The organism is Pararhodobacter aggregans (assembly GCF_003075525.1).
Lineage (GTDB): Bacteria > Pseudomonadota > Alphaproteobacteria > Rhodobacterales > Rhodobacteraceae > Pararhodobacter > Pararhodobacter aggregans.
This window is the reverse complement of the sequence record NZ_QDDR01000008.1, coordinates 1-21714: the sequence shown is the minus strand read 5'-3', so window position 1 is coordinate 21714 and position 21714 is coordinate 1. Positions and strand designations below refer to the sequence as shown.

21 protein-coding genes are annotated in these 21714 nt (G+C 68.2%); 3 read left to right on the top strand and 18 right to left on the bottom strand.

Annotated features, from left to right (window positions below; all coding sequences use genetic code 11):
• Window positions 1-63: 63 nt before the first annotated feature.
• From recG to sciP, 4 genes are all read right to left on the bottom strand, one after another.
• Window positions 64-2151, bottom strand: coding sequence for an ATP-dependent DNA helicase RecG (recG, locus tag DDE23_RS15050; protein ID WP_107752584.1), 2088 nt, complete (start codon window positions 2149-2151; stop codon window positions 64-66).
• A complete protein-coding gene (gene ligA / locus DDE23_RS15045) occupies window positions 2148-4388 on the bottom strand; it encodes an NAD-dependent DNA ligase LigA (RefSeq protein ID WP_107752583.1) in 2241 nt (746 codons plus the stop codon). Before ligA ends, recG begins: the two co-directional genes overlap by 4 nt.
• 57 nt (window positions 4389-4445) lie before the next feature.
• Entirely contained in the window at window positions 4446-5159 is a 714-nt protein-coding gene (ctrA, locus tag DDE23_RS15040) for a response regulator transcription factor CtrA (RefSeq protein WP_107752582.1), read from the bottom strand.
• A 91-nt stretch (window positions 5160-5250) separates the two neighbouring features.
• Window positions 5251-5529 carry a CtrA inhibitor SciP gene (gene sciP / locus DDE23_RS15035; RefSeq protein ID WP_107752581.1) on the bottom strand — a complete coding sequence of 93 codons (279 nt, stop codon included), beginning with the start codon at window positions 5527-5529 and terminating at the stop codon, window positions 5251-5253.
• 152 nt (window positions 5530-5681) lie between these two features.
• On the opposite strand from sciP, the gene mnmA reads away from it, so the two are divergent.
• Entirely contained in the window at window positions 5682-6821 is a 1140-nt protein-coding gene (mnmA, locus tag DDE23_RS15030; RefSeq protein WP_107752978.1) for a tRNA 2-thiouridine(34) synthase MnmA, read from the top strand.
• 6 nt (window positions 6822-6827) lie between these two features.
• Here the strand turns inward: mnmA and DDE23_RS15025 are convergent, their stop codons facing one another.
• From DDE23_RS15025 to pyrH, 14 genes are all read right to left on the bottom strand, one after another.
• Entirely contained in the window at window positions 6828-7139 is a 312-nt protein-coding gene (locus tag DDE23_RS15025) for a hypothetical protein (protein WP_107752580.1), read from the bottom strand.
• A 196-nt stretch (window positions 7140-7335) separates the two neighbouring features.
• Window positions 7336-8505 carry a lipid-A-disaccharide synthase gene (gene lpxB / locus DDE23_RS15020; protein ID WP_107752579.1) on the bottom strand — a complete coding sequence of 390 codons (1170 nt, stop codon included), beginning with the start codon at window positions 8503-8505 and terminating at the stop codon, window positions 7336-7338.
• Window positions 8502-9302, bottom strand: coding sequence for an LpxI family protein (locus DDE23_RS15015; protein WP_107752578.1), 801 nt, complete (start codon window positions 9300-9302; stop codon window positions 8502-8504). The genes lpxB and DDE23_RS15015 overlap by 4 nt, the downstream gene beginning before the upstream one ends.
• Window positions 9299-10096, bottom strand: a complete 798-nt coding sequence (gene lpxA, locus DDE23_RS15010) for an acyl-ACP--UDP-N-acetylglucosamine O-acyltransferase (protein ID WP_107752577.1) — start codon at window positions 10094-10096, stop codon at window positions 9299-9301. Before lpxA ends, DDE23_RS15015 begins: the two co-directional genes overlap by 4 nt.
• 3 nt (window positions 10097-10099) lie before the next feature.
• Window positions 10100-10585 carry a 3-hydroxyacyl-ACP dehydratase FabZ gene (gene fabZ / locus DDE23_RS15005; protein ID WP_107752576.1) on the bottom strand — a complete coding sequence of 162 codons (486 nt, stop codon included), beginning with the start codon at window positions 10583-10585 and terminating at the stop codon, window positions 10100-10102.
• Between the two features lie 91 nt (window positions 10586-10676).
• Entirely contained in the window at window positions 10677-11363 is a 687-nt protein-coding gene (locus DDE23_RS15000) for an OmpH/Skp family outer membrane protein (protein WP_107752575.1), read from the bottom strand.
• Window positions 11363-13606, bottom strand: coding sequence for an outer membrane protein assembly factor BamA (gene bamA, locus DDE23_RS14995; RefSeq protein ID WP_238150001.1), 2244 nt, complete (start codon window positions 13604-13606; stop codon window positions 11363-11365). Before bamA ends, DDE23_RS15000 begins: the two co-directional genes overlap by 1 nt.
• 349 nt (window positions 13607-13955) lie before the next feature.
• Window positions 13956-14123: a hypothetical protein gene (locus tag DDE23_RS25135; protein ID WP_157958040.1), complete on the bottom strand. Its 168-nt coding sequence runs from the start codon at window positions 14121-14123 to the stop codon at window positions 13956-13958.
• Window positions 14124-14237: 114 nt separating this feature from the next.
• Complete coding sequence (gene rseP / locus DDE23_RS14990; protein WP_107752574.1) at window positions 14238-15563, bottom strand: RIP metalloprotease RseP; 1326 nt, start codon at window positions 15561-15563, stop codon at window positions 14238-14240.
• A gap of 14 nt (window positions 15564-15577) precedes the next feature.
• Window positions 15578-16756: a 1-deoxy-D-xylulose-5-phosphate reductoisomerase gene (dxr, locus tag DDE23_RS14985; protein ID WP_107752573.1), complete on the bottom strand. Its 1179-nt coding sequence runs from the start codon at window positions 16754-16756 to the stop codon at window positions 15578-15580.
• Entirely contained in the window at window positions 16756-17544 is a 789-nt protein-coding gene (locus DDE23_RS14980; protein ID WP_238149999.1) for a phosphatidate cytidylyltransferase, read from the bottom strand. Before DDE23_RS14980 ends, dxr begins: the two co-directional genes overlap by 1 nt.
• A complete protein-coding gene (uppS, locus tag DDE23_RS14975; protein ID WP_107752572.1) occupies window positions 17541-18257 on the bottom strand; it encodes a polyprenyl diphosphate synthase in 717 nt (238 codons plus the stop codon). The genes DDE23_RS14980 and uppS overlap by 4 nt, the downstream gene beginning before the upstream one ends.
• Window positions 18258-18313: 56 nt before the next feature.
• On the bottom strand, window positions 18314-18877 hold the full coding sequence (gene frr, locus DDE23_RS14970; protein WP_107752571.1) for a ribosome recycling factor: 564 nt from the start codon (window positions 18875-18877) through the stop codon (window positions 18314-18316).
• A 134-nt stretch (window positions 18878-19011) separates the two neighbouring features.
• The gene (gene pyrH, locus DDE23_RS14965) at window positions 19012-19734 is read right to left on the bottom strand and encodes a UMP kinase (protein ID WP_107752570.1); all 723 of its coding nucleotides are present in this window, start codon (window positions 19732-19734) and stop codon (window positions 19012-19014) included.
• A gap of 86 nt (window positions 19735-19820) precedes the next feature.
• Between pyrH and miaA the strand changes: the two genes are divergently transcribed.
• Window positions 19821-20771: a tRNA (adenosine(37)-N6)-dimethylallyltransferase MiaA gene (miaA, locus tag DDE23_RS14960; RefSeq protein WP_107752569.1), complete on the top strand. Its 951-nt coding sequence runs from the start codon at window positions 19821-19823 to the stop codon at window positions 20769-20771.
• Window positions 20772-20899: 128 nt separating this feature from the next.
• Window positions 20900-21714, top strand: an 815-nt coding sequence (locus DDE23_RS14955; RefSeq protein WP_116548247.1) for an AraC family ligand binding domain-containing protein, incomplete at its 3' end; no start/stop codon positions are given.

Below are 21714 nucleotides of genomic sequence, written 5' to 3'. Positions count from 1 at the left end.
TGTTAGCACTTTGTTCTCATATTTGCGCGATCATTGCAAGAACATTTGCGAACAAAAGGAGATCTAACCGATTCGCATCAGCCGTATCGCCTTGTCCTGCTCCATCAGCCACAGCAGCACGCGCGCCGCCTGCCCGCGGGGTGATTGCAGTGTGGGGTCGTCGTGGAGCAGCTTGCGCGCATCCGACTGGGCAATCTGCATCAGCGAGGTCTGTCGCTCCACATCTGCCAGCCGGAACTTCGGCAGGCCGGATTGCGCCGTTCCGATCACATCCCCCGCCCCGCGGATCGCCAGATCCTCGTCGCTGATGCGGAACCCGTCTTCGGTGTCACGCATGAGTTTCAGCCGCCGCGCCGCGGTCTCCCCCAGCGGCGGATCATAGAGCATCAGGCAGGTCGAGGCGCCGCTGCCGCGCCCGACTCGGCCGCGCAGCTGGTGCAATTGCGCCAGACCGAAGGATTCGGCGCGCTCGATCACCATGATCGTGGCGTTCGGCACGTTGACGCCCACCTCGATGACCGTGGTGGCAACCAGGATGCGCGTCTCGCCGGCAACGAAGCGGGCCATCGCCGCATCCTTGTCGGCGGGCAGAAGCTGGCCATGGACCAGCCCCACCGCCTCGCCCAGTCGGGCGCGGAGGTATTCGAACCGCGCCTGGGCGGCGGTCAGGCTGACGGTCTCGCTCTCCTCGACCAGGGGGCAGACCCAATAGGCCTGTCGCCCCTCGGTCACGGCACGCCGCAGATGCTCGACCACCTCATCGAGCCGCTCGGTCGAGGCCAGCGACGTCACCACGGGTTGCCGCCCCGGCGGCTTCTCGTCCAGAAGGGAGACATCCATGTCGCCATATTGCGCCAGAGCCAGCGACCGCGGGATCGGGGTCGCCGTCATCACCAGCACGTCGACCGCGGCGCCCTTCTCCCCCAGCGCCATTCGCTGGGCGACACCGAACCGGTGCTGTTCGTCGATCACCGCCAGCCGCAGATCGCGGAATTCGACCTCACGCTGGAACAGCGCATGCGTCCCGATCAGGATGTCGATCATCCCGCCCGCCAGATCGCCAAGCTTGCGCGCCCGTTCCCGTCCCTTGTCGCGGCCGGTCAGCAACGCGACCCGAACTCCGGCGCTGGCGGCAAGCGGGGCAAGTGCGTCCAGATGCTGCAGGGCCAGAATCTCGGTCGGGGCCATCAGCGCGCCCTGCCCGCCTGCCTCGACCGCGGTCAGCAAGGCGGCCATCGCGACCAGGGTCTTGCCAGATCCCACGTCACCCTGGAGCAGACGGTTCATCCGCGTCTCGGCGCCCATATCGGCGGTAATCTCGGCGATCGAGCGGGTCTGCGCACCCGTCGGCGCATAGGGCAGCGAGTCGAGTATCTTGCGCAGCAGATGCCCGTCACCGCGCGTGATCACGCCAGGCGCCTTGCGCGCCGTGGCCCGGGCGATGGCCAGCGTCAGTTGATGGGCGAATAGTTCGTCATAGGCCAGCCGCTGACGGGGCGAAGCGCTCGGGGCCAGATCGGCCCCCGAGGTCGGGGCATGCGCCGCGCGCAAGGCGTCCGCCCAATCGGACCACCCCATCCGCGCCTTCTGCGCCGGGTCAATCCATTCCGCCAGCGCCGGAGCCCGGACCAGGGCATCCGCCATCGCCCGCTGAACCATCCGCTGCGTGACCCCGGCCGTCAGCGGATAGACCGGCTCCCAACTCGGCAGGGTTGCGGCCTCGTCGGGGCGCAGAACGTGATCGGGATGCGCCATCTGATAGACGCCGTCGAACATTTCGACCCGACCCGAAACCAGCCGCCGCTGTCCGCCGGGCAGCAATTTCTGCAGGTAATCACCCCGCGCATGAAAAAAGACCAGCTGGAATTCCTGCGATGCGTCGCGAACCAGCACCCGATAGGGCCGCCCCTTCTGACGGGGTGGCAGGTGGTTGCCGACCTCTACCTCGACGGTCGCGACCTCGGGCGGAACCACCTCGCGGACGCTGGAACGCAGGCGGCGGTCGATCCCGGAATGGGGCAGGACGAAGAGGAGGTCGCGCGGCGTTTCGACGTCCAAGCCCTTGAACAGTTTCGCAGTTTTTGGTCCGATCCCGTCGAGCCCTTCAAGCGAGCCAAAGAGTGGGAACAGGACCTCAGGCCGCCCCGTCATCCGCCGATCATCGCCAGCCAGGCGTCTTCGTCGATCACCGTGACGCCCAGAGCCTCGGCCTTGGCGGCCTTCGACCCGGCCGCTTCACCCGCGATCAGGATGTCGGTTTTGGGCGAGACCGACCCCGCGACCTTGGCCCCCAGCGCCTCGGCCCGGGCTTTGGCCTCGGCCCGTGTCATGCGGGTCAGCGTGCCGGTGAAGACCAGGGTCTTGCCGGCGATGACGCTGTCGGTGGCGCGGGCCTCTGGCGGGATGATCTCCCGCAATTCGGCGATCAGTCGCTCGATCGAGGCCCGTTCGCGCGGCTGCGTCAACGTGGTGACCAGCGAAACCGCCAGAACCGCGCCGACCCCTTCGATACCGATCAGATCCTCCCAGGCGGCGCGCGCACCGTCGGGCAAAGGCGGGACGTCCCAGACCGCGTCGCGGCTCTTCTTCACCTCGGCCCGGCGGCCTTCGTCGGCCGCCCGCGCGCGTTCGGCGTGCTCGGCCTCATCGGCGGCAAGCGCCCGGGCCGCGGCCGGGGCGGCGCGATCAACGGCCTCGATCAGCGCGGACCAGCTGCCGAAATGACGGGCCAAGTCGGCCGCGGCGACCTCGCCCAGGTGGCGGATCCCGAGGCCGAACAGGAGCCGCGCCAGAGGAATTCGTCGCCGCTCCTCGATCGCCTCGAAAAGCTTGCTGGCCGAGCGCTCACCAAAGCCGTCGCGGTTCTTCAGCTTGGCCAGATTGGCCGCATCCCGGGTCCGGAGGGTGAAGATATCGGCCGGTTCGCGGATCGGCAGCAGGTCGTCGGCGAAGAACATCTCGATCTGCCTGGCACCCAGCCCCTCGATGTCGAACGCGCCGCGACTGACGAAATGCTTCAGCTTTTCAACGGCCTGGGCGGGACAGATCAGGCCGCCGGAACAGCGATGCGTGGAATCGCCGGGCTCACGCACCGCAGCCGAGCCGCATTCGGGGCAGGTCTGCGGGAAATGATAGGGCCCCTGGTCATCGGTTCGGTGCGACACGTCCACATCCGCCACCTTGGGGATCACATCCCCCGCACGGTAGACTTGGACCCAGTCGCCGACGCGAATGTCGCGCCCACCGCGGATCGGCTCGCCTTTGCTGTCGCGGCCGGCGATGTAATCCTCGTTGTGAAGCGTCGCGTTGGACACCAGGACGCCGCCGACAGTAACAGGCGCGAGGCGCGCGACCGGACTCAGCGCCCCGGTGCGGCCGACCTGGATGTCGATGGCTTCGAGCCGGGTCCAAGCGGTTTCGGCCGGGAATTTATGCGCGATGGCCCAACGCGGCGTCGTGGCGCGGAAGCCGAGGCGGGCCTGCAGCGCGAGATCATTAACCTTGTAGACCACGCCGTCGATATCATAACCAAGGTCCGGGCGCAGCGTCTCGATCTTGAGGTAATGCTGCAGCAACTCGGCCGGCCCCGCGCAGAGGCGGGTCAGCGGATTGATGGTAAATCCCAGCGTTTCCAATCGCTTGATCGCGTCCCACTGCGTCTCGGCCAGGGGGGCGGACAGTGCGCCCCAGGCATAGGCGAAAAAGCTCAGCGGCCGGGATCGGGTGATCTCGGGGTCGAGCTGGCGGAGGGAACCGGCGGCGGCGTTGCGCGGATTGGCGAAGGTGCGGCCGCCCTGGGCATTCAGCGTGGTGAAATCGGCCTGCGACATATAGACCTCGCCCCGCACCTCCAGCAGGTCGGGCGCGCCGGTCAGAACTTGCGGGATCTGGGCGATGGTGCGGGCATTGGCCGTCACATCCTCGCCCGTCTCACCGTCGCCCCGGGTCGCGGCGTAGACCAGCAACCCGCCCTCGTAACGCAGGGAGAGCGACAACCCGTCGATTTTCGGCTCGGCGGTATAGGAAAGCGGCGCAACGGGGCCGAGGTTCAGATACCGGCGGATCCGGGCATCGAAATCCTCGACATCGCCCGCATCGAAGGCATTGGCCAGCGACAGCATGCGAACCGCGTGGCGGATCTTGCCGAAGCCCTCCGCAGGCGCCGCGCCGACGGTATCGCTGGGGCTGTCATCGCGCTTCAAGGCCGGGAAACGCGCTTCGATCGCGCGGTTGCGCCGTTTCAGCGCGTCATAGTCGGCGTCGCTGATCTCGGGCGCATCGTTCTGGTGATAGGCACGATCCGCCTGCAGGATAGCCTCGGCGAGACGTGCCAGTTCAGCGGCCGCCTCGGCCTCGGTCAGAGCATCAACCGCGCGCGCGTCGGACATGGGTCCCTCCTACCTTGTTCCCCCGTGATAGGGGCCCGGCGGAGGATTTTCCAGATCTTACGCGCTCGCCGCCCGCGGTGAGCGCGCGACGCCCCGGGACGGATCGCGCAGCACATACCCCCGGCCCCAGACGGTCTCGATGTAATTGTCGCCGCCCGTGGCCTCGGCCAGCTTCTTGCGCAATTTGCAGATGAACACATCGATGATCTTCAGTTCGGGTTCGTCCATCCCGCCGTAGAGGTGGTTCAGGAACATCTCCTTGGTCAGGGTCGTCCCTTTCCGCAGGCTGAGGAGTTCCAGCATCTGGTATTCCTTGCCCGTCAGATGCACCGAGGAGCCGTCGACATCGACCGTCTTGGCGTCAAGGTTAACCGAGATCCGCCCGGTGTGGATGATCGCCTGCGCATGGCCCTGGCTGCGGCGGATGATGGCATGGATCCGCGCCACCAGCTCGTCGCGGTGGAAGGGCTTGGTCATGTAATCATCCGCACCCTGGCCGAATCCCTTCAGCTTGATGTCGGTGCTGTCCTCTCCCGTCAGAATCAGGATCGGCGTGTTCACCCGCGCCAGACGAATCTGGCGCAGGACCTCCAGCCCTGCCATGTCGGGAAGGTTAAGATCCAGGAGGATCAGGTCGTAGTCATAGAGCTTGCCCAGCTCGACCGCTTCCTCACCCAGGTCAGTGCAGTAGACATTGAAATTGGCGTGCGTGAGCATCAATTCGATGCTCCGCGAGGTCGCCGGATCGTCTTCAACCAAAAGCACGCGCATGTTGCTGTCCCTGCATTAACTAAACTGAACTCACCTTGACAAATAATCGTTAACGGCCGGTTACCGGCAGAGACAGTCAATCACACTCTACCTAAAGTTGTCTATACTTTTGAAGCGCCGTGATCTTCAAAGCGTCGATTCCGTGCGTCTCGACCGCGTTATGCCACGAATCGAACTCCTCATCCGACAGGGCATAGCGATCCAGCGCCTCCTCCCGGTCGATCAGCCCGTGGGCAACGGCCTTCACCACGATGGCCTTTCGGCTGGCCACCCAGCGCCGTGTGCTGGCTGGCGGCAGGTCCGCGCGGCTGATGATACTCCCGTCGGGCAGCGTCACTGCCCGTGGTCCGTCGATCTTTTTCAAGAACATGGGTCACACCCTTTCCTTCATCCCGAGGCGAAGCCTGACGAAAGAAGCTTAAGGAGAAATAAAGGACACCGACCCGCAGGGCTTGAGAGTACCGCGAATTTTACTATATCTCGCCGAAACCGCCTCAACCTCCGCAGACTGACGGGATGATCATGGCACGCGACATCGGCGTGAACTCGCTGGGCTTTGCAAAACCGCCGTCGGAAACGCGGGTCGTGGTCGCCATGTCGGGCGGCGTGGACAGCTCGGTCGTGGCCGCCGAGCTCAAGGCGCAGGGCTATGACGTGATCGGCGTCACCTTGCAGCTTTACGACCATGGCGCCGCGCTGGCCAAGGCGGGCGCCTGCTGCGCCGGGCGGGACATCCACGATGCGCGGCGGGTGGCGGAAACCCTGGGCTTCCCGCATTACGTGCTGGATTACGAGAACACCTTCCGCGAATCGGTGATCGAGGAATTCGCCGAAAGCTACCTCGCCGGTGCCACGCCCGTGCCCTGCATCCGCTGCAACGAACGGGTCAAGTTCCGCGACCTGCTGGAAACCGCCCGCGACCTCGACGCCGATTGCATGGCCACCGGCCATTACATCCAGCGTGCCGAGGGCCCCGCCAAGGCCGAGCTGCACATGGCCGCCGATCCGGCGCGCGACCAATCCTATTTCCTGTTCTCGACCACGCAGGAACAGCTCGATTACCTGCGCTTCCCGCTGGGCCATCTGCCGTCGAAGGCCGAAACCCGGGCGCTGGCCGCCAAGCATGGCCTCGCCGTCGCCGACAAGCCCGACAGCCAGGACATCTGCTTCGTGCCGAACGGCAATTACGCGGCGGTGATCGAGAAACTGCGCCCCGGTGCGGCCGATCCGGGCGATATCGTCGATACCGAAGGCAGGGTGCTGGGCCAGCACCGCGGGGTGATCCATTACACGATCGGCCAGCGCAAGGGCCTCGGCATCGGCGGTCTCGGCGCGCCGCTCTATGTGATCCGCCTCGATCCCGACCAGCGCCATGTCGTGGTCGGCCCCAAGGAGGCGCTGGCAACGAAGACCGTTCCGGTGCGCGAGATCAACTGGCTGGGCGACGAGGCCTTCGACTCGCGGCCTGAATGGCCGATGCGGGTGCGCATCCGCTCGACCAAACCGCCGGCCGAGGCGATCCTACGCCCGACCGGCCCGACCACCGCCTTTGTCGAGCTGCTGACGCCCGAAGACGGCGTCTCGCCCGGCCAGGCCTGCGTCTTCTACGCCCCCGAGGGCAACCGCGTCTTCGGCGGCGGCTGGATCTGGCGCGGCTACTGACCCCGGCTACGGGCGCCGTCCGGCCAGGGCGTCAAAGGCCCGGGCCAGGATCAGCGCCCCGCCGCCGATCAGCAGCGACCGGCCGAGGGAATCGGTGACATTCGTCGGTGCGAAGACCGACACCCCGTCCCGCGCCGCCGCTGCCAGCCGCCGCAGGCCGCGCGGCTCGTCGCCCGCCTGCACCGGCTCCGGCACCGCGCCGATCCGGGGCTTGGCCAAGAGCAGGACCGCCCCCAAGGCCAGCATCCCCGCGCCATAGGTGACGGGCGAAACCCCGGAACGCGGGGCGGGCAGATCTTTGGGAACGGGTCTGGACATGGAAAGCTCCTTTCCGGACCAACCCCTCGCCCCGCCCCGCGGTTCCGGGCAAAGGCGCGCCCTGCCCCTCTTCGTTCGGCAAATATCCTGGGGGTCCGGGGGTAAAACCCCCGGGGCAGCCACCAGCGCCCGGTCCGGCGCCGCGCGCAACCGCGCCACCGGCCGGGGGCGGCACGCCCCCCGGGCGCGAGGGGGGTCAATCCCCCCGAGCGCCCGCCCCCCTGAGATAGCCCAGCACCGAGCGCGCCGCGCGCAAGCCCGGCGCCTCGCCGCCGCGGCCAAGCCGGGCCATGGTCTCCGCCATCGCCGCCTCCTGCGCCGCCCGGCCGGGTCCGCCCGCCAGCAGGGACGACAGCGCGGGCGCGATGTCCTCGGCCTTGCAGGCCGGGCCGATGAATTCCGGCACCGCCCGCGTCTCGCTCACCAGATTGACCAGCGTCACCGTGTCGATCCTCAGCATCCGGCCGATGATCGCCTGGCTGAGCGCCGCCATCCGGTAGGCGATGACCATCGGTGTGCCCGCCGCCGCCAACTCCAGGGACACCGTGCCCGAGGCCGCCAGCGCCGCATCCGCCGCGCCGAAGGCCGCGCGTTTCACCGCGACGGGCACCTCGGCCGCGTCCAGCACCACCGGCGCGCCCGGCCAATCCGCCACCAGCGCCCGCACCTGGGCGGCGCGTGAGGCCACCGTCGGCACCACCAGCCGCAGCCCCGGCACGGAAAGGCCCCGCAGGACCGCGCCGAACACCGGCCCCAGCCGCTCGATCTCGCCCCGGCGCGAGCCCGGCAGGACCAGCAGCAGCGGCGCGCCGTCCAGCCCGTGGGCGGCGCGAAACGCCGCAACCTCGGCCCCGGACGCCACGGGTTCGGCCGCCACCGGATGGCCGACGAAATCGCAGCTCATCCCGGCCGCCTGCATATAGGGCGGCTCGAAGGGCAGCAGCGCCAGCACATGGTCGACCCAGCGCGCCATCTTCGCCGCCCGCCCCGGCCGCCAGGCCCAGACCGAGGGCGCGACGTAATGCACCGTCTTCAGCCCCGGGTTCGCCGCCCGGACCAGAGCCAGCACCCGCAGGCAGAAATCCGGGCTGTCGATGGTCACCACCGCCGCCGGCTGCGCGTGGGCAATCGCCTCGGCCGTCTCGCGGATCCGCCGCTTGAGGGGGAAGTATTTCGGCAAGATCTCGGCCAGCCCCATGATGGAGAGTTCCTCCATCGGAAACAGGCTCGCCATCCCCTCGGCCTGCATCAGGGGTCCACCGACCCCCTCGAAGACCACGCCCGGCACCAGCGCCTTCAGCCCGGCCATCAGCGCCGCGCCCAAAGCGTCGCCCGAGGGCTCGCCCGCGATCAGGAACAGCCTCACGGCTCGGCCCAGAGCGCGATGCGCGCGGCATCGGCCGCCGCCAGAACGCCCTTGCGGTCCAGCACGACGACGCGGCCCGCCTGCAAGGCGATGCCGGTCAGACCCGCGGTTGCCGCGGCCAGCACCGTTCCCGGGCCGATGGTCGGCAGATCGGCCCGCAGATCCTGCCCGGCCTTGGCCCGCTTGACGAAGACGCCCCCCGCCTGCGGCTCGCGTTCGGCCCGGTGGCGGGCCACGTCCTCCAGCATCGCATCGGTACCATAGAGCGTCTCGACCCCGAGGCAGAGGCCCGAAGCCACGACGCAGCCCTGCCCCACATCCACCGCATCCAGCGCCGCCAGCACCGAGCGGCCCCGCTCGGCATCGGCGCGCTCGGCCTCGGTCGGGGAGCGTGCGCCCAGCACGCCCTCCCCGGCCAGCAGGTCCGGCGCCAGCTCGCCCAGCCCGGCGACGCGCAGGTCGTATTCCTCGATCAGGCCGATGATCCAGCGCAGCGCCGCATCGTCGCCGCCGCGCATCGCTGCCAGCAGATCGGGCACCAGCGCCGCCGTCTCGCGGTCGAAAAGCGCCGGATCCAGCCGCGGCCGATGGATCGCGCCGACCAGCGCCACCGTCTCGACCCCGCGGTCGCCGAGCGCGCGCAGGAAAGGTGACAGCCGCTCGAAATGAAACACCTGATCGACCGTCAGCCCCGCCGGCTGCACCCCTGCGGGCGCGCAGATCAGCGGCGCCTCCAGCCGGGCGGCCAGTTCCGCGGGCAGGCTTCCGGCCCCGGCAATAAGCGCGATGCGGCTCATTTCGGCGTCAGGAAGGAACGGTCCGAGGCCGAGAGGATGAAATCCGTGATCTCGCGCACATGGCGGCTCTCGGTTTCCTCGGCCAGCCGCCGGGCCCGGTCGAGGAAAGTCCCCTCGCCCTGCGCCAGCATCTGATAGGCGGCGCGCAGCGCGGTGATCTCGGCCCGCTCCACCCCGCGACGCTTCAGCCCGACCAGGTTGAGCCCGTCCAGTTCGCCCCGCGGCGCCTGCACCAGCCCGTAGGGCATCACGTCATTGGTGACCATGGTCACCGCGCCGATGATCGCGCCCTTGCCGATGCGGACGAATTGATGCACGCCCGACAGCCCGCCGACGATCACGTCGTCGCCGATCACGCAATGCCCGGCGATGGCCACGTTGTTGACCAGCACCACCCGGTCGCCGATCTGCGCGTCATGGCCGACATGGGCGCCGGTCATGATGAGGCAATCGTCGCCGACCCGGGTGACGCCGCCGCCGCCCTCGGTCCCGGTGTTCAGCGTCGCGCCCTCGCGGATGCGGGTGCGCTTGCCGACCACCAGCCGGGTGCGCTCGCCCTTGAATTTCAGGTCCTGCGGGATCTCGCCGACGCTGGCGAAGGGAAAGATCGTGCTGTCGTCGCCGATCTCGGTCCAGCCGGTCAGCACCGCGTGCGACTTGACCACCACGCCACGGCCCAGCGTCACCTCCGGCCCGATCACCGCGAAGGGGCCGATCTCGCAATCCGGGCCGATCACCGCCCCCGCCTCGATTACCGCCGAGGCATGGACCCGCGCCGAAGGATCGACCGCCACGGCTCAGCCCCGCCCTTGCAGGTCGATCATCGCCATGAATTCGGCCTCGGCCGCCATCTCGCCATCGACCGTCGCCGTGCCCTGGAATTTCCAGATCTTGGTCGAGCCGCGCAGCACGTCGACCTTCAGCTCCAGCACGTCGCCCGGCACCACCTTGCGGCGGAACTTGGCCTTGTCGATCGACATGAAATAGACCAGCGGGTTCTTGTCCACGAGGTCCAGCGTCAGCCCGACCAGCACCGCCGAGGTCTGGGCCAGCGCCTCGATGATCGTCACGCCCGGCATGATCGGCGCGCCCGGGAAATGGCCCTGGAAATGCGGTTCGTTGAAGGTGACGTTCTTGACGCCGGTCGCGACCTTGCCGACCTCGATCCCCTTGACCTTGTCGATCAGCAGGAACGGGTAGCGGTGCGGAATGATGCGCATGATGAGCGACAGATCCGCCTCGGAGGTGGTGGACCAGTCACGGGTCTGAAGGGGTTCGGACATCTGTGCACTCCGCTGGAATTCGCCTCAAGGCCCGGGGCCTTGTCCGCAGCACTAACAACTTAGCCCCCCGCCGACAAGGCAGAGCGCCGGGTCAGGGCTGCGCGGGGGCGGGCGCCGGCTCAGCGGGGGCGGCATCGGGGGTCGCGGGATCGAGGGCCGCGGGCGGGACTGGATCGGGCGGCGGGGTCACGCCTTGTTCGACCAGATTGCCCGAGGCAATGGCCGCATCGAGCCGGGCAATGGCGGTATCGGTCACATCCAGCCAGTCCGAGCCCAGGATCATCACATCGGGCTTCAACAGCGCCAGCAGCCCCTCGTCGTTCATCATCTGCACCAGAACCGGCAGCGCCGTGTCGAAGAATTGCTGCGCCTGCTGCTCGGACCAGAGGGTCAGCGCCTGGCTGGCATCGGCCCGCTCGGCGCGGATCGCCTCGACCCTGGTGTCGAAGGCATCGGCGCGGCGGCGGAATTCCTCGGCGCCGAGACCGGCGCGGGCATCGGTCAGGGCCTGCTCCTCCTCGGCCAGCTGGTCGAAAAGCCGCTGGTTTTCCGCGGCGAGCTGGCTTTCGGCCTCGCGGATCCGGGCGAGGATCTGCTGGCCCAGCACCGAGCCGCGCAGCAGCCGGTCCTGATCGAGGATGCGGAACGGCACGCTCGAGACGCCCTCGGGCGGCGGGGCCAGCACCTGGGGCGAGACCGGCGGCGCCGTCTGCGCCGCCACGAAAACGGGGGCGCCCGAGAGCGCCCCCGCCAGAAGGATCACGGCCAGGCGGGTCATCAGAACCGGGTGGCCATCGACAGGTCGAAGCGGCGGGGCTGGTCGTAATCCTCGCTCATGATCGGCGTCGAGAAGTTGAAGCGCAGCGGCCCCATCGGCGAGTCCCAGAACAGCGAGACACCGGCAGTGGCCCGGAGCGTGCGGTCGTCGATGACGCAATTGCTGTAGGGCGCGGGCCCGACGCAGGTCGTCCCCGGGTTGTCGATGCCCCAGACCGAACCCACATCCATGAACAGACCGCCATGCATGTTGTACTCGGCGGGCAGGCCGATCGGGAATTCGGCTTCCAGACGGGCGACGGCGAAGAAGTTGCCACCCAGACCGTTGCGCGTGCCATTGGGAGAATAGGCCACCGGCCCCATGCCATAGGCCGAGAAGCCGCGGAACTGGTCCGAGGTCAGCACGAAGCGCTCGTTGATCCGGCTGTCGCCCGATTGATGGGCGATGGCCCCGGCTTCGAACTCGGCCCGCAGGGTCACGTCGCCGTTGAAGACGCGGCGCTCGTAGCCCGCCATCACCGTGCTGCGCAGCCAGCGGCGGTCACCGCCCAGCCCGGCCAGATCCTGGCCGAAGCGGAACACGAAGCCGCGGTCGGGATCGCGCCCATTGCGGCGGGTGTCGAAGCTGTAGGTATAACCCACCGACGAGGTCATGGTGGTTCCCGCGTCCTGACGGATACGCGCGGCAACCGTATCAGTTCCCGTTGGAGCAGGAGTTGCGTCGTAAGGCACAGTAACCGTCAGTTCGTCGCGCGAGATCGAGGCGCGCACCGACAGTCGGCCGAATTCGCTGACCGGGAAAGTCAGCGAGGGCGAGAACTGCAACCGCTGGGTGCCGAACTGCGCCGACTCGCTCGAGGTGGTCGAGGACAGACCCACGGCGATACCGAAGGCCAGATCGCGGCCCAGAAGCGCCGGTTCGGTGAAGTTGAACGACAGGCTCCGCGCGCTCGACACCGTCGAGACCTGGACGCTCAACCGCTGACCGCGGCCCAGGAAGTTGGTCTCGTTATAGGTGATGCTGCCGCCGATGCCGTCATCCGCGCCATAGCTCAGACCGAAGCCCAGCGAGCCGGTCGGCTGTTCCTCGACCTGGACATCGACCACCGCCTGCTCGGGCGAGGACCCGGCGACCGGGTTGACCTGCACGTCCGAGAAATAGCCGAGCGCCTGGATGCGCGCCGCCGCTTCGCGGATCTCGCGCGGGTTCAGCGGGTCGCCCTCGGCCACGTCGAACTGGCGACGGATCACGTTGTCCTGGGTGGCGACGTTGCCCTGAATGTCGATCCGCTCGATGAAGACGCGCTCGCCGCGCACCAGCGCCAGCTCGACGTCGATGGTGCCGTCCCGCTCGTTGCGCACCAGACGCGGCTCGGCGCGGACGAAGCGCTGGCCGGCTTCGTAGCCCACGCGCTCGGCCTGCTGGATCAGCGATTCGACCATGGTCGGCGTGAACAGCATGCCGGTGCGGTCGGTCAGCGCCGCCTGATAGGGCGCGGCGTCGATGCCGCCGATCTCGGACACGACGGAAACCCGGCCGATTCGGTATTGTTGCCCCTCACGGATGGTGAAGGTCACATAGGCGCCGTCACGCTCGCGCGTCAGCTCCGTCACGCCGGACAGGACCTGCACATCGACAAAGCCGCGCGACAGGTAGAAATCCTGCAGCGCCTGACGGTCGCGGGCGACGCGCGCCTCGTTGTAGTTGTCGGCGCGGAACAGCGTCGACAGGCGCCCGGCCTGAACCGTGGCCAGCGCCCCGCGCAGGCGGCGCTCGCTGAACGTGCGGTTGCCCACGAACGAGATGCGCTCGACCTCGACGACCGCGCCTTCCTCGATCTCGAAGGCCAGATCGACGCGGCCGTTGGCGCGTTCGATCAGGCGCGGCGTGACCCGGGCCGACAGGCGCCCGGCCTCGGCATAGGCGGCGGCGATGGCATTGGCGTCGGCCTCGGCGGTGGCGGGCGAATAGACCCCGCCCGAGCGCGAGGTGACGACGCCGCCCAGACGTTCATCGTTCAGCCGGCGGTTGCCCTCGAAGGCGACGCGGCTGATGAGGGGATATTCCTGAACCGTGATGACCAGCGTGTTGCCGCGCGGGGTGAAATCCACCTGCCGGAAAAAGCCGGTCCCGGCCACGCGCTGATAGGCCGCGTTCAGATCCGCCCCGCTCATGCTGCGGTTGCGAACGATTCTCGCGAAGGCGACCACCTGATCGTCGTCGATCAGCGCGTTGCCCTGCACGTCGATGTTGGAAAAACGATAGGCCTGCGCTGCAGCCCCACCTGCCGCCGCGATTGAAATCGCAGAGGAAACGAGAAGAACTGCCGCCAAGCCTCGCACCGGGCGCATCGCCCCCGCGAGGGCACGCGCATGCAGGTTCACATCTGTGCCGCGCATCCAAAAGCCCCGTTATTACCGCCGTTTGTTTTGAGTCTTGCTATCGAGGCGGGGCAGGATTGTCAAAGAGTTGCGTACACCCGGAGTCGATTTCGCAGCATGTGGGGATTCACGGCATCGCCCCAAGGAAAATCCCGCCGCGCCGGGGTCGGCGGGCGGGACGATTCGCGAAAGCCCTCAGGGGGCTCGGGGGTCAGAGGCCGAAAAGCTCCATCGACGGGACTTCATGCGTCAGCAAGATCTCGACCAGTTCGCCTGCCACCACCAGCCCGGCAACCGTGGCCAGAAGGAACCACAGACGGTCCGAGGACAGGGCATAGAGATTGCGCAGGCTGCGCGTGGCGGGAAGGACCAGATGCATGGCAAGGCTCCGAGATCAGGCGGGACGCCGAGGGAATTCCCCTTCGGTATCCCGCCCAATCATGGCACAAATGCGGCCGAGCCATGACTGCCTGAGGACAGGGTTAACCGGACCTTAGCAGAACAGGTCGTTCCCCAGCGCAAAGAGCATCATCGCCCCCAGCAGCACCAGCCCCGTGGTCATCAGCGCGCCCATCACCCGGTCGCTCGGCGGCTTGCCGCGAACGGCCTCGTAGGCGTGGAACACCAGATGCCCGCCGTCGAGAATCGGGATCGGGAACAGGTTCAGCAGCCCCACCGCCGTCGAGAGCACGGCGATGAACCAGATGAAGCTCGCCAGCCCGTCCTTGGCCATCTCGCCCGAGGTTTCGGCGATGCCCACCGGCCCCGACAGGTTGCAGGTGCTGATCGCGCCGGTAATCATGTGATAAAGGCCCGAGATCGAATTCGACACGATGGTGCCGATCTGGCCGACCGCCAGCGGCAGCGCCTCGGTCAGCCCCACATTCCGCACCGGATGCTCGAAGAAAGTGCCCGATTGCAGGCCGATCAGCCAGCGCGTCTCGAACCCGCCATCGGCCAGCGGCAGATCGGTCCGGCGCGGGGTCAGCGACAGGTCGATGACCTCCCCGCCCCGCCAGATCTCCAGCGCCACCGGCTCTCCGCCCGCCGCGCCGACCAGCGGCGGCAGTTGCGAGAAGGCCAGGACCGGGGCGCCGTCCACCGACAGCACCACATCGCCGGTCAGCATCCCCGCATCCCGCGCCGCCGAGGCCAGCGCGATCCCCGCCGCCCGGGCCGGAATCGGATGCGGCCCCTCGACCGTCAGGACGGCGCCGTCCCGCTCGACCGTGTAGGGAACCGTGGCGACCGGCTCGATCTCGTTGGCGACGGTGTAGAAATCGCTCAGTTCCGGCGTCGGGCGGCCGTCGACGGCGGTAATCAGATCGCCCTCTTCCAGCGCCACGGCTTGCGGCAAGGGAAAGATCTGGCCGACGCGCGGCTGGTCGGCGGGCAGGCCCTGAACGGCGATGAACCCGGCGAAGACGGCGATGGAGAAGAGGAAGTTGAAGGCAGGCCCGGCAAAGATCGTCGCCGCCCGCGCCCAGAGCGGGGCGCCATGCATCGTGTGCCGTCGCTGGCCCGCGTCGAGATGCGACATCACCGCCTCATCCGCCCCGGCCGAGGCGGCGTTGGCGTCGCCCAGGAACTTGACGTAGCCGCCGAAGGGCAAGGCGGCGATCTGCCATTGCGTGCCGCGCTTGTCGGTGCGCTTGAACAGCACCGGCCCGAAGCCGACCGAGAAGACCTCGGCATGGATGCCGGACCAGCGGCCGACGATGTAATGGCCGTATTCATGCACCGTCACGATGATCGACAGCGCGACGATGAAGGCCCCCACGGTAAAGAGCAGATTGCCGAAATCGGGCAGAAGACCCATGCGTTTTCCTTTTCTCAGACCGCCGCCGCGCGGCGGGCCTGGGCCGCGGTCCCCGCCAATGCGCGGGCCTCGGCATCAATGGCCAGAACCTCGGCCAAGGTCTCGGGCCGACGGTTGATCGGGGCGCGGGCGGCATAGGCGGCCAGCGTCGCCTCCACCACCGGCGCCATGTCGAGAAACCCGATGCGTCGGGCGATGAAATGGTCGAGCGCGACCTCCTTGGCGGCGTTGAACACCGCGCCCGAGGCGCCCCCGGTCTCCATCACCTGCCGCGCCAGGTCCAGCGCCGGATAGCGCCGGTAATCGGGTTCGGCGAAATCGAGCCGCCCGGCGCGCGCCAGATCCAGCCGCGCCACCGGCAGCTCGGCCCGCACGGGCCAGTTCAGCGCATAGCCGATCGCGTGGCGCATGTCGGGCGCGCCCAGATGCGCCATCACCGCCCCGTCGCGGAAGGACACCATGGCATGGACCAGCGATTGCGGGTGAATGAGGACCTGCACCTGCTCGGGGGCGAGGCCGAAGAATTCATGCGCCTCGATGACTTCCATCGCCTTGTTGAACATCGAGGCCGAATCGATGGTGATCCGCTGCCCCATGTCCCAGTTGGGATGCTTGCCTGCCTCGTCGGGCGTGGCCTGGGCCAGCCGCTCCAGCGGCCAGTCGCGCAGACCCCCGCCCGAGGCGGTCAGCGTCACGGTTTCGACCGCGCCGATCTCCTCGCCGGTCAGGGCCTGGAAGACCGCCGAATGCTCGCTGTCCACCGGCAGGATGGTGGCGCCATGGGCCCGGGCCTCGGCCAGCAGCAGGGGCCCGGCGGTCACCAGCGATTCCTTGTTGGCCAGCGCCAGGATCTTGCCCTGCGAGAGGGCGGCGAAGCCCGGCGCCAAACCCGCCGCGCCGACGATGGCCGACATGACCCAATCGGCCGGGCGATAGCCCGCCTCGACCACCGCGCCGGGGCCGCCCGCGACCTCGATCCCGGTGCCCGCCAGCGCCTCTTTCAAGGGTTTGTAGCATTCCTCATGCGCCGTGACGGCGAGCCGGGCCTTGTGCACGACCGCCTGCCGCGCCAGCAGATCGACGTTGCGCCCGCCGGTCAGCACCTCGACCGCCACATCCGCGCGCCGGGCCAGCAGGTCCAGCGTGCTGACCCCGACGGAGCCCGTCGCGCCGAAGACCGAAACCCGCCGCATCAGGCCGTGAGCCCGGCGAAGGCACCAAACAGCGCCAGCACCAGCGCCAGCGCCGCCACGGCGATGATCGCATCGAACCGGTCCAGAACGCCGCCATGCCCCGGGATCAGATTGGAGGAATCCTTGACCCCCATCCGCCGCTTGATGGCGCTTTCGGCGATGTCGCCCAGCTGCCCGGCGAAGGCCAGCACGGCCGAGATCGGCACCAAGGCCCAGGGCATCCCCGCCCAGAGGACGAAGGCCACGCCCACCAGCGCCGCCAGGATCCAGCCCGCCACGGTGCCCGACCAGGTCTTCTTGGGGCTGAAGCGCGGCCAGAATTTCGGCCCGCCCAGAATGCGACCGGCGAAATAGCCTGCCACATCCGAGGCAATGACGATCAGCAGCAGCCAGAGCACGAAGGTAAAGCCCATGCCGTCCCGCAGCAGGATCAGCCCCTGCGCCGCCCAGAGGATCAGCCCGTAATAAAGCCCATAGATCACCCGGTCCTTCGGCATCCGCCAGGCCATGACCGCCGCCCCCAGCGCCAGCCCCGCCAGACCGATCCAGCCCGGCTGATACCAGGTAAAGACGGCGACCAGCAGCGCCGCGACCAGACCCGCGGCCTCGGCCCGGCCATCGGGCCCGGCAGGCGCCATCATCCGGGTCAGCTCCCACCCCATCAGCGCCGCCAGCACCAGACCCAGCAGGCCGAAGGCCCAGCCGCCCAGCCAGAGCGCGCCCAGCCCCACCACGGCCATCGCCAGACCCGAGATCACCCGCGCCCTGAGATCCGAGAAATCGCTCACGGCTTCACCCCGCCGAACCGCCGGTCCCGCCCCGAGACGCGGCGCAGGATCTCGCCCAGAACCTCGGGCGTGAAATCGGGCCAGAGGACGGGCGTGAATTCGTATTCCGCGTAAGCCGCCTGCCAGAGCAGGAAATTCGACACCCGCGTCTCGCCCGAGGTGCGGATCACCAGATCGGGCTCGGGCAGGAAAGCGGTGTCCAGCTCGGCCTCGAGCAGCGTGTCGGTGATCGCCGCGGGGTCCAGATCACCCGCCGCCACCTGCCGCGCCAGCCGCCGCGCCGCGCGCACCAGCTCGTCCCGGCCGCCGTAATTGATGGCGATGGTGAAGGTCAGCTTGGTATTGGCCTCGGTGCGCTTCTCGATCCAGGCCATCAGCTCCTGCAGCTTCGGATCCAGCCGCCGCCGGTCGCCGATGAAGCACATGCGCACATTCTCGCGCGACAGCGCCTCGGCCTCGCGCTGGATGTAGCGGGCGAACAGCTTCATCAGCCCCAGCACTTCCTCGGTCGAGCGTTTCCAGTTCTCGGTCGAGAAGGCATAGACGGTCAGATGCGTGATGCCGAGATCGGGCGCAGCGCGCACGATCTCCTTGACGCGCTCGGCCCCCTTGCGGTGGCCAACCAGCCGGGGCCAGCCCTTCTGCGTTGCCCAGCGGCCATTGCCATCCATGATGATGGCAACATGACAGGGCGTGCCGGACGGATCGGGCATGGGAACTCCGGGTCAATAAGAACAAAGGCGCGGCCCCGAAAATACGGGAGGGGCCGTTACACCTGCATGATTTCTTCCTGCTTCGACTCGAGAGTCTTGTCGATCAGGCCAATATGCTTGTTGGTCAGCTCCTGAACCTCGGATTCCCAGAATTTCTGGTCGTCCTCGGACATGCCGTCGCCCTTGGCCTTCTTGATCTGGTCCATGCCGTCGCGGCGCACGTTGCGCACGGCGACGCGCGCATGTTCGGCGTATTGCCCGGCCACCTTGGTCAGCTCGCGGCGGCGTTCCTCGTTCAGCTCGGGGATCGGCAGCATGATGATCGTGCCGTTCAGCTGCGGGTTGATCCCCAGCCCCGATTCACGGATCGCCTTTTCCACCTTGTTGACCATCGCCTTGTCCCAGACGTTGATCGTCACCATCCGCGGTTCCGGCACGTTGACGGTGCCCAGCTGGTTGATCGGCGTCATCTGGCCATAGGCGTCGACCTGAATCGGCTCCAGCATGGACCCCGAGGCGCGGCCGGTGCGCAGCGAGGCGAATTCCGTCCTCAGCGAGGCGATCGCCCCCTCCATCCGACGCCCGAGGTCGTCAATATCAATCTCGATGTCGTCGGCCATGGCGCACGCGTCTCCGTCAGGCAATCAATCATGTCGAGGCGTTTTAGGGCCTCCTCGGGACTTTGTATAGCGCGCTGACCGGGAAGTGAAGCAAACCCGCCGCTTAGGCGCCCCCTCCCGGCCTTGCGCGGGGCTCAGCCCGAGACGCGGGTATAGGTCCCCTCGCCCGCCAGAATCGAGCGGAAGCCGCCCGGCGCATCCAGCGAGAAGACGATGATCGGCAGCTGGTTGTCCCGGGCCAGCGCGATCGCCGTGGCATCCATCACGCCGAGATTCTTCTCCAGCGCCTCGTCGTAGCTGACCACGTCGTAACGCACGGCATCGGCGTGTTTCTTGGGGTCCTTGTCATAGACGCCATCGACCTTGGTGCCCTTGAACACCCCCTCGCAGCCCATCTCGCTGGCGCGCAAGGTCGCCGCGGTATCGGTGGTGAAATAGGGGTTGCCGGTGCCCGCGGCGAAGATGCAGACGCGCTTTTTCTCCAGGTGGCGGACGGCGCGGCGGCGGATGTAGGGCTCGCAGACCTGATCCATCGGAATGGCGCTGATGACGCGGGTGTGGATCCCCAGCGCCTCGAGCTGCGATTGCATGCCGAGCGCGTTCATCACCGTCGCCAGCATCCCCATGTAATCGGCCGTGGTCCGCTCCATCCCCTGGGCCGAGCCGGCGAGGCCGCGGAAGATGTTGCCGCCGCCGATCACCATGCAGATCTCCACGCCGAGGTCGTGGACCGCCTTCACCTCCTGGGCGATGCGGGCCACGGTCGGCGGGTGCAGCCCGTAACCCTGATCGCCCATCAGGGCTTCGCCCGAAATCTTCAGCATCACGCGGCGATAGGCGGTGGGAGTGCGATCCATGGCGGGGCCTTTCCTGGCAGCACGCGGCCCCTGCCGGAAGGCAGGGCCTGGGGCGTTTGAGGGGGGTGGTTACATTCGCGCGCAAAATGTCGGAAAACCCCGGCAGGATCAACGCCTCAATCCAGCCCCGGACCATCCCCTCACGCATGTTCGCCGACCTGCCCCTGCCCGACCCCGCGCGCCCCGTGCTGATCGCCGGCCCCACCGCCAGCGGCAAGTCGGCGCTGGCCCTGCGCATCGCCCGGGCGCAGCGGCGCAGCATCGTCAACGCCGACGCGCTGCAGGTGCATGACAGCTGGCGCGTGCTGACCGCCCGCCCCTCGGCCGCGGACGAGGCCGAGGCGCCGCATCATCTTTACGGCCATGTCGGCCGCGACGATCCCTATTCCGTCGGCCATTGGCTGCGCGAGGTCACGCCGCATCTGCCGGAAAACCCGGTGATTGTCGGCGGCACCGGCCTCTATTTTCTGGCCCTGACCGAGGGTCTGGCCGAGATCCCGCCGACCCCGCCCGAGATCCGGGCCGAAGCCGACCGGCGCCTTGCCGGGCAGGGCCTCGGGGCGCTTCTTGACGACCTCGACCCCGAAAGCCGCGCGCGTCTGGACCCGCAGAACCCCGCCCGGGTGCAACGCGCCTGGGAAGTGCTGCGCGCCACCGGCCGCGGCATCGCCGCCTGGCAGGCCGAGACCGGCGCGCCCTTGCTGCCGCTCGCGGCGGCCACCGGGCTGGTGCTGATGCCGCGAATCGACTGGCTGAACGCGCGAATCGATGCCCGTTTCGAGACAATGCTGGCCCAGGGCGCGCTGGACGAGGCGCGCGCCGCCCTGCCCCGCTGGCCCGCGGATCAGGGCCTGCCCACCGCCCCCCTGTGGACAAAAGCCATCGGCGCGCCGGAACTCATCGCCCATCTCAGGGGCCAGATCTCGTTGGCCGAGGCCCGGGACGCCGCTACATTGGCCACGCGGCAATACGCCAAGCGCCAGCGCAGCTGGTTCAGGAAGCGCATGGCCGACTGGTATCCCGTACTTATCCCCTGACTTGTCCAGAGTCACATTCCTGCAACGGAATGATTCGGAATCGGGCTTTGCTCACGCTCGCGTGTGATTCCCCTTCCTCTGTGTCGTCGCGGTTTCCTAGGCTGGAAATCCGCTGCCACGGAACAACCATGACGATCATTCCCGATACCCCCTCGCGCCTGCGCCTGACGCCGATCTCGCGTCTGGCCGCCGGTGGCCGCTGGCGGGTCGAGGCGATGCGCTCGCTGCGTGAGCCGGTTCTGCTGTTCTTCACGCAAGGACAGGGCCGCATCACCATCGCCGGCTCGACCCGCGCCTATGGGCCGAACAACACCATCTTCATTCCGCCGGGCGTCATGCACGGCTTCGATTTCGCGCCTCGCGTGCAGGGTTCGGTTGTGTTCTTCGGCCGCAACCACGGGCTCGACCTGCCGTCGACGCCGCAGATGCTGCGCCCGCGCGATCCGGTCAGCCAGAAGGAACTGATCGCCATCCTCGAGGCGATCCAGCGCGAGCTGGAAAGCCACCGCTCGGGCTCGCAGAAGGCGGCGCAGCACCATCTGGGGCTGTTGGGCGTCTGGATCGACCGGCAGCTGGAACGCGACCGGGCGCTCGAGACGATGCCGCAGCGCCCCGGCGCCGCGCAACGGCTGGCGGCGCGCTATGCAGCGCTGCTGGAACGCGATTTCCGCTCGAACCGGGCGGTGGCGGATTACGCCGAGGCGCTCGGCGTGACGCCGACCCACCTGACCCGCGTCTGCCGCGCCACCGCGGGCAAAGGCGCGCATCAGATCCTGGAGGACCGGATCCTGTTCGAGGCCCGGCGCCTCTTCGAATCCGGCATCTCCTCGGCCCCGACGCCGCAGGGCCTGCTCAACCAGCTGGGCGTCGGGGCCGAGGAGATGCCGGATTCGGCAACGTTAGAGACGGAAATCGCCCGGTTGCGCCGGGCCCGCGACGCGCT

Bases quoted from the DNA above. Each gene is read 5' to 3' on its own strand.
- recG (WP_107752584.1), bottom strand. From the start codon at position 2,151: ATGACGGGGCGGCCTGAGGTCCTGTTCCCACTCTTTGGCTCGCTTGAA.
- ligA (WP_107752583.1), bottom strand. From the start codon at position 4,388: ATGTCCGACGCGCGCGCGGTTGATGCTCTGACCGAGGCCGAGGCGGCC.
- ctrA (WP_107752582.1), bottom strand. From the start codon at position 5,159: ATGCGCGTGCTTTTGGTTGAAGACGATCCGGCGACCTCGCGGAGCATC.
- sciP (WP_107752581.1), bottom strand. From the start codon at position 5,529: ATGTTCTTGAAAAAGATCGACGGACCACGGGCAGTGACGCTGCCCGAC.
- mnmA (WP_107752978.1), top strand. From the start codon at position 5,682: ATGGCACGCGACATCGGCGTGAACTCGCTGGGCTTTGCAAAACCGCCG.
- DDE23_RS15025 (WP_107752580.1), bottom strand. From the start codon at position 7,139: ATGTCCAGACCCGTTCCCAAAGATCTGCCCGCCCCGCGTTCCGGGGTT.
- DDE23_RS15015 (WP_107752578.1), bottom strand. From the start codon at position 9,302: ATGAGCCGCATCGCGCTTATTGCCGGGGCCGGAAGCCTGCCCGCGGAA.
- fabZ (WP_107752576.1), bottom strand. From the start codon at position 10,585: ATGTCCGAACCCCTTCAGACCCGTGACTGGTCCACCACCTCCGAGGCG.
- DDE23_RS15000 (WP_107752575.1), bottom strand. From the start codon at position 11,363: ATGACCCGCCTGGCCGTGATCCTTCTGGCGGGGGCGCTCTCGGGCGCC.
- DDE23_RS25135 (WP_157958040.1), bottom strand. From the start codon at position 14,123: ATGCATCTGGTCCTTCCCGCCACGCGCAGCCTGCGCAATCTCTATGCC.
- rseP (WP_107752574.1), bottom strand. From the start codon at position 15,563: ATGGGTCTTCTGCCCGATTTCGGCAATCTGCTCTTTACCGTGGGGGCC.
- dxr (WP_107752573.1), bottom strand. From the start codon at position 16,756: ATGCGGCGGGTTTCGGTCTTCGGCGCGACGGGCTCCGTCGGGGTCAGC.
- uppS (WP_107752572.1), bottom strand. From the start codon at position 18,257: ATGCCCGATCCGTCCGGCACGCCCTGTCATGTTGCCATCATCATGGAT.
- frr (WP_107752571.1), bottom strand. From the start codon at position 18,877: ATGGCCGACGACATCGAGATTGATATTGACGACCTCGGGCGTCGGATG.
- pyrH (WP_107752570.1), bottom strand. From the start codon at position 19,734: ATGGATCGCACTCCCACCGCCTATCGCCGCGTGATGCTGAAGATTTCG.
- miaA (WP_107752569.1), top strand. From the start codon at position 19,821: ATGTCGGAAAACCCCGGCAGGATCAACGCCTCAATCCAGCCCCGGACC.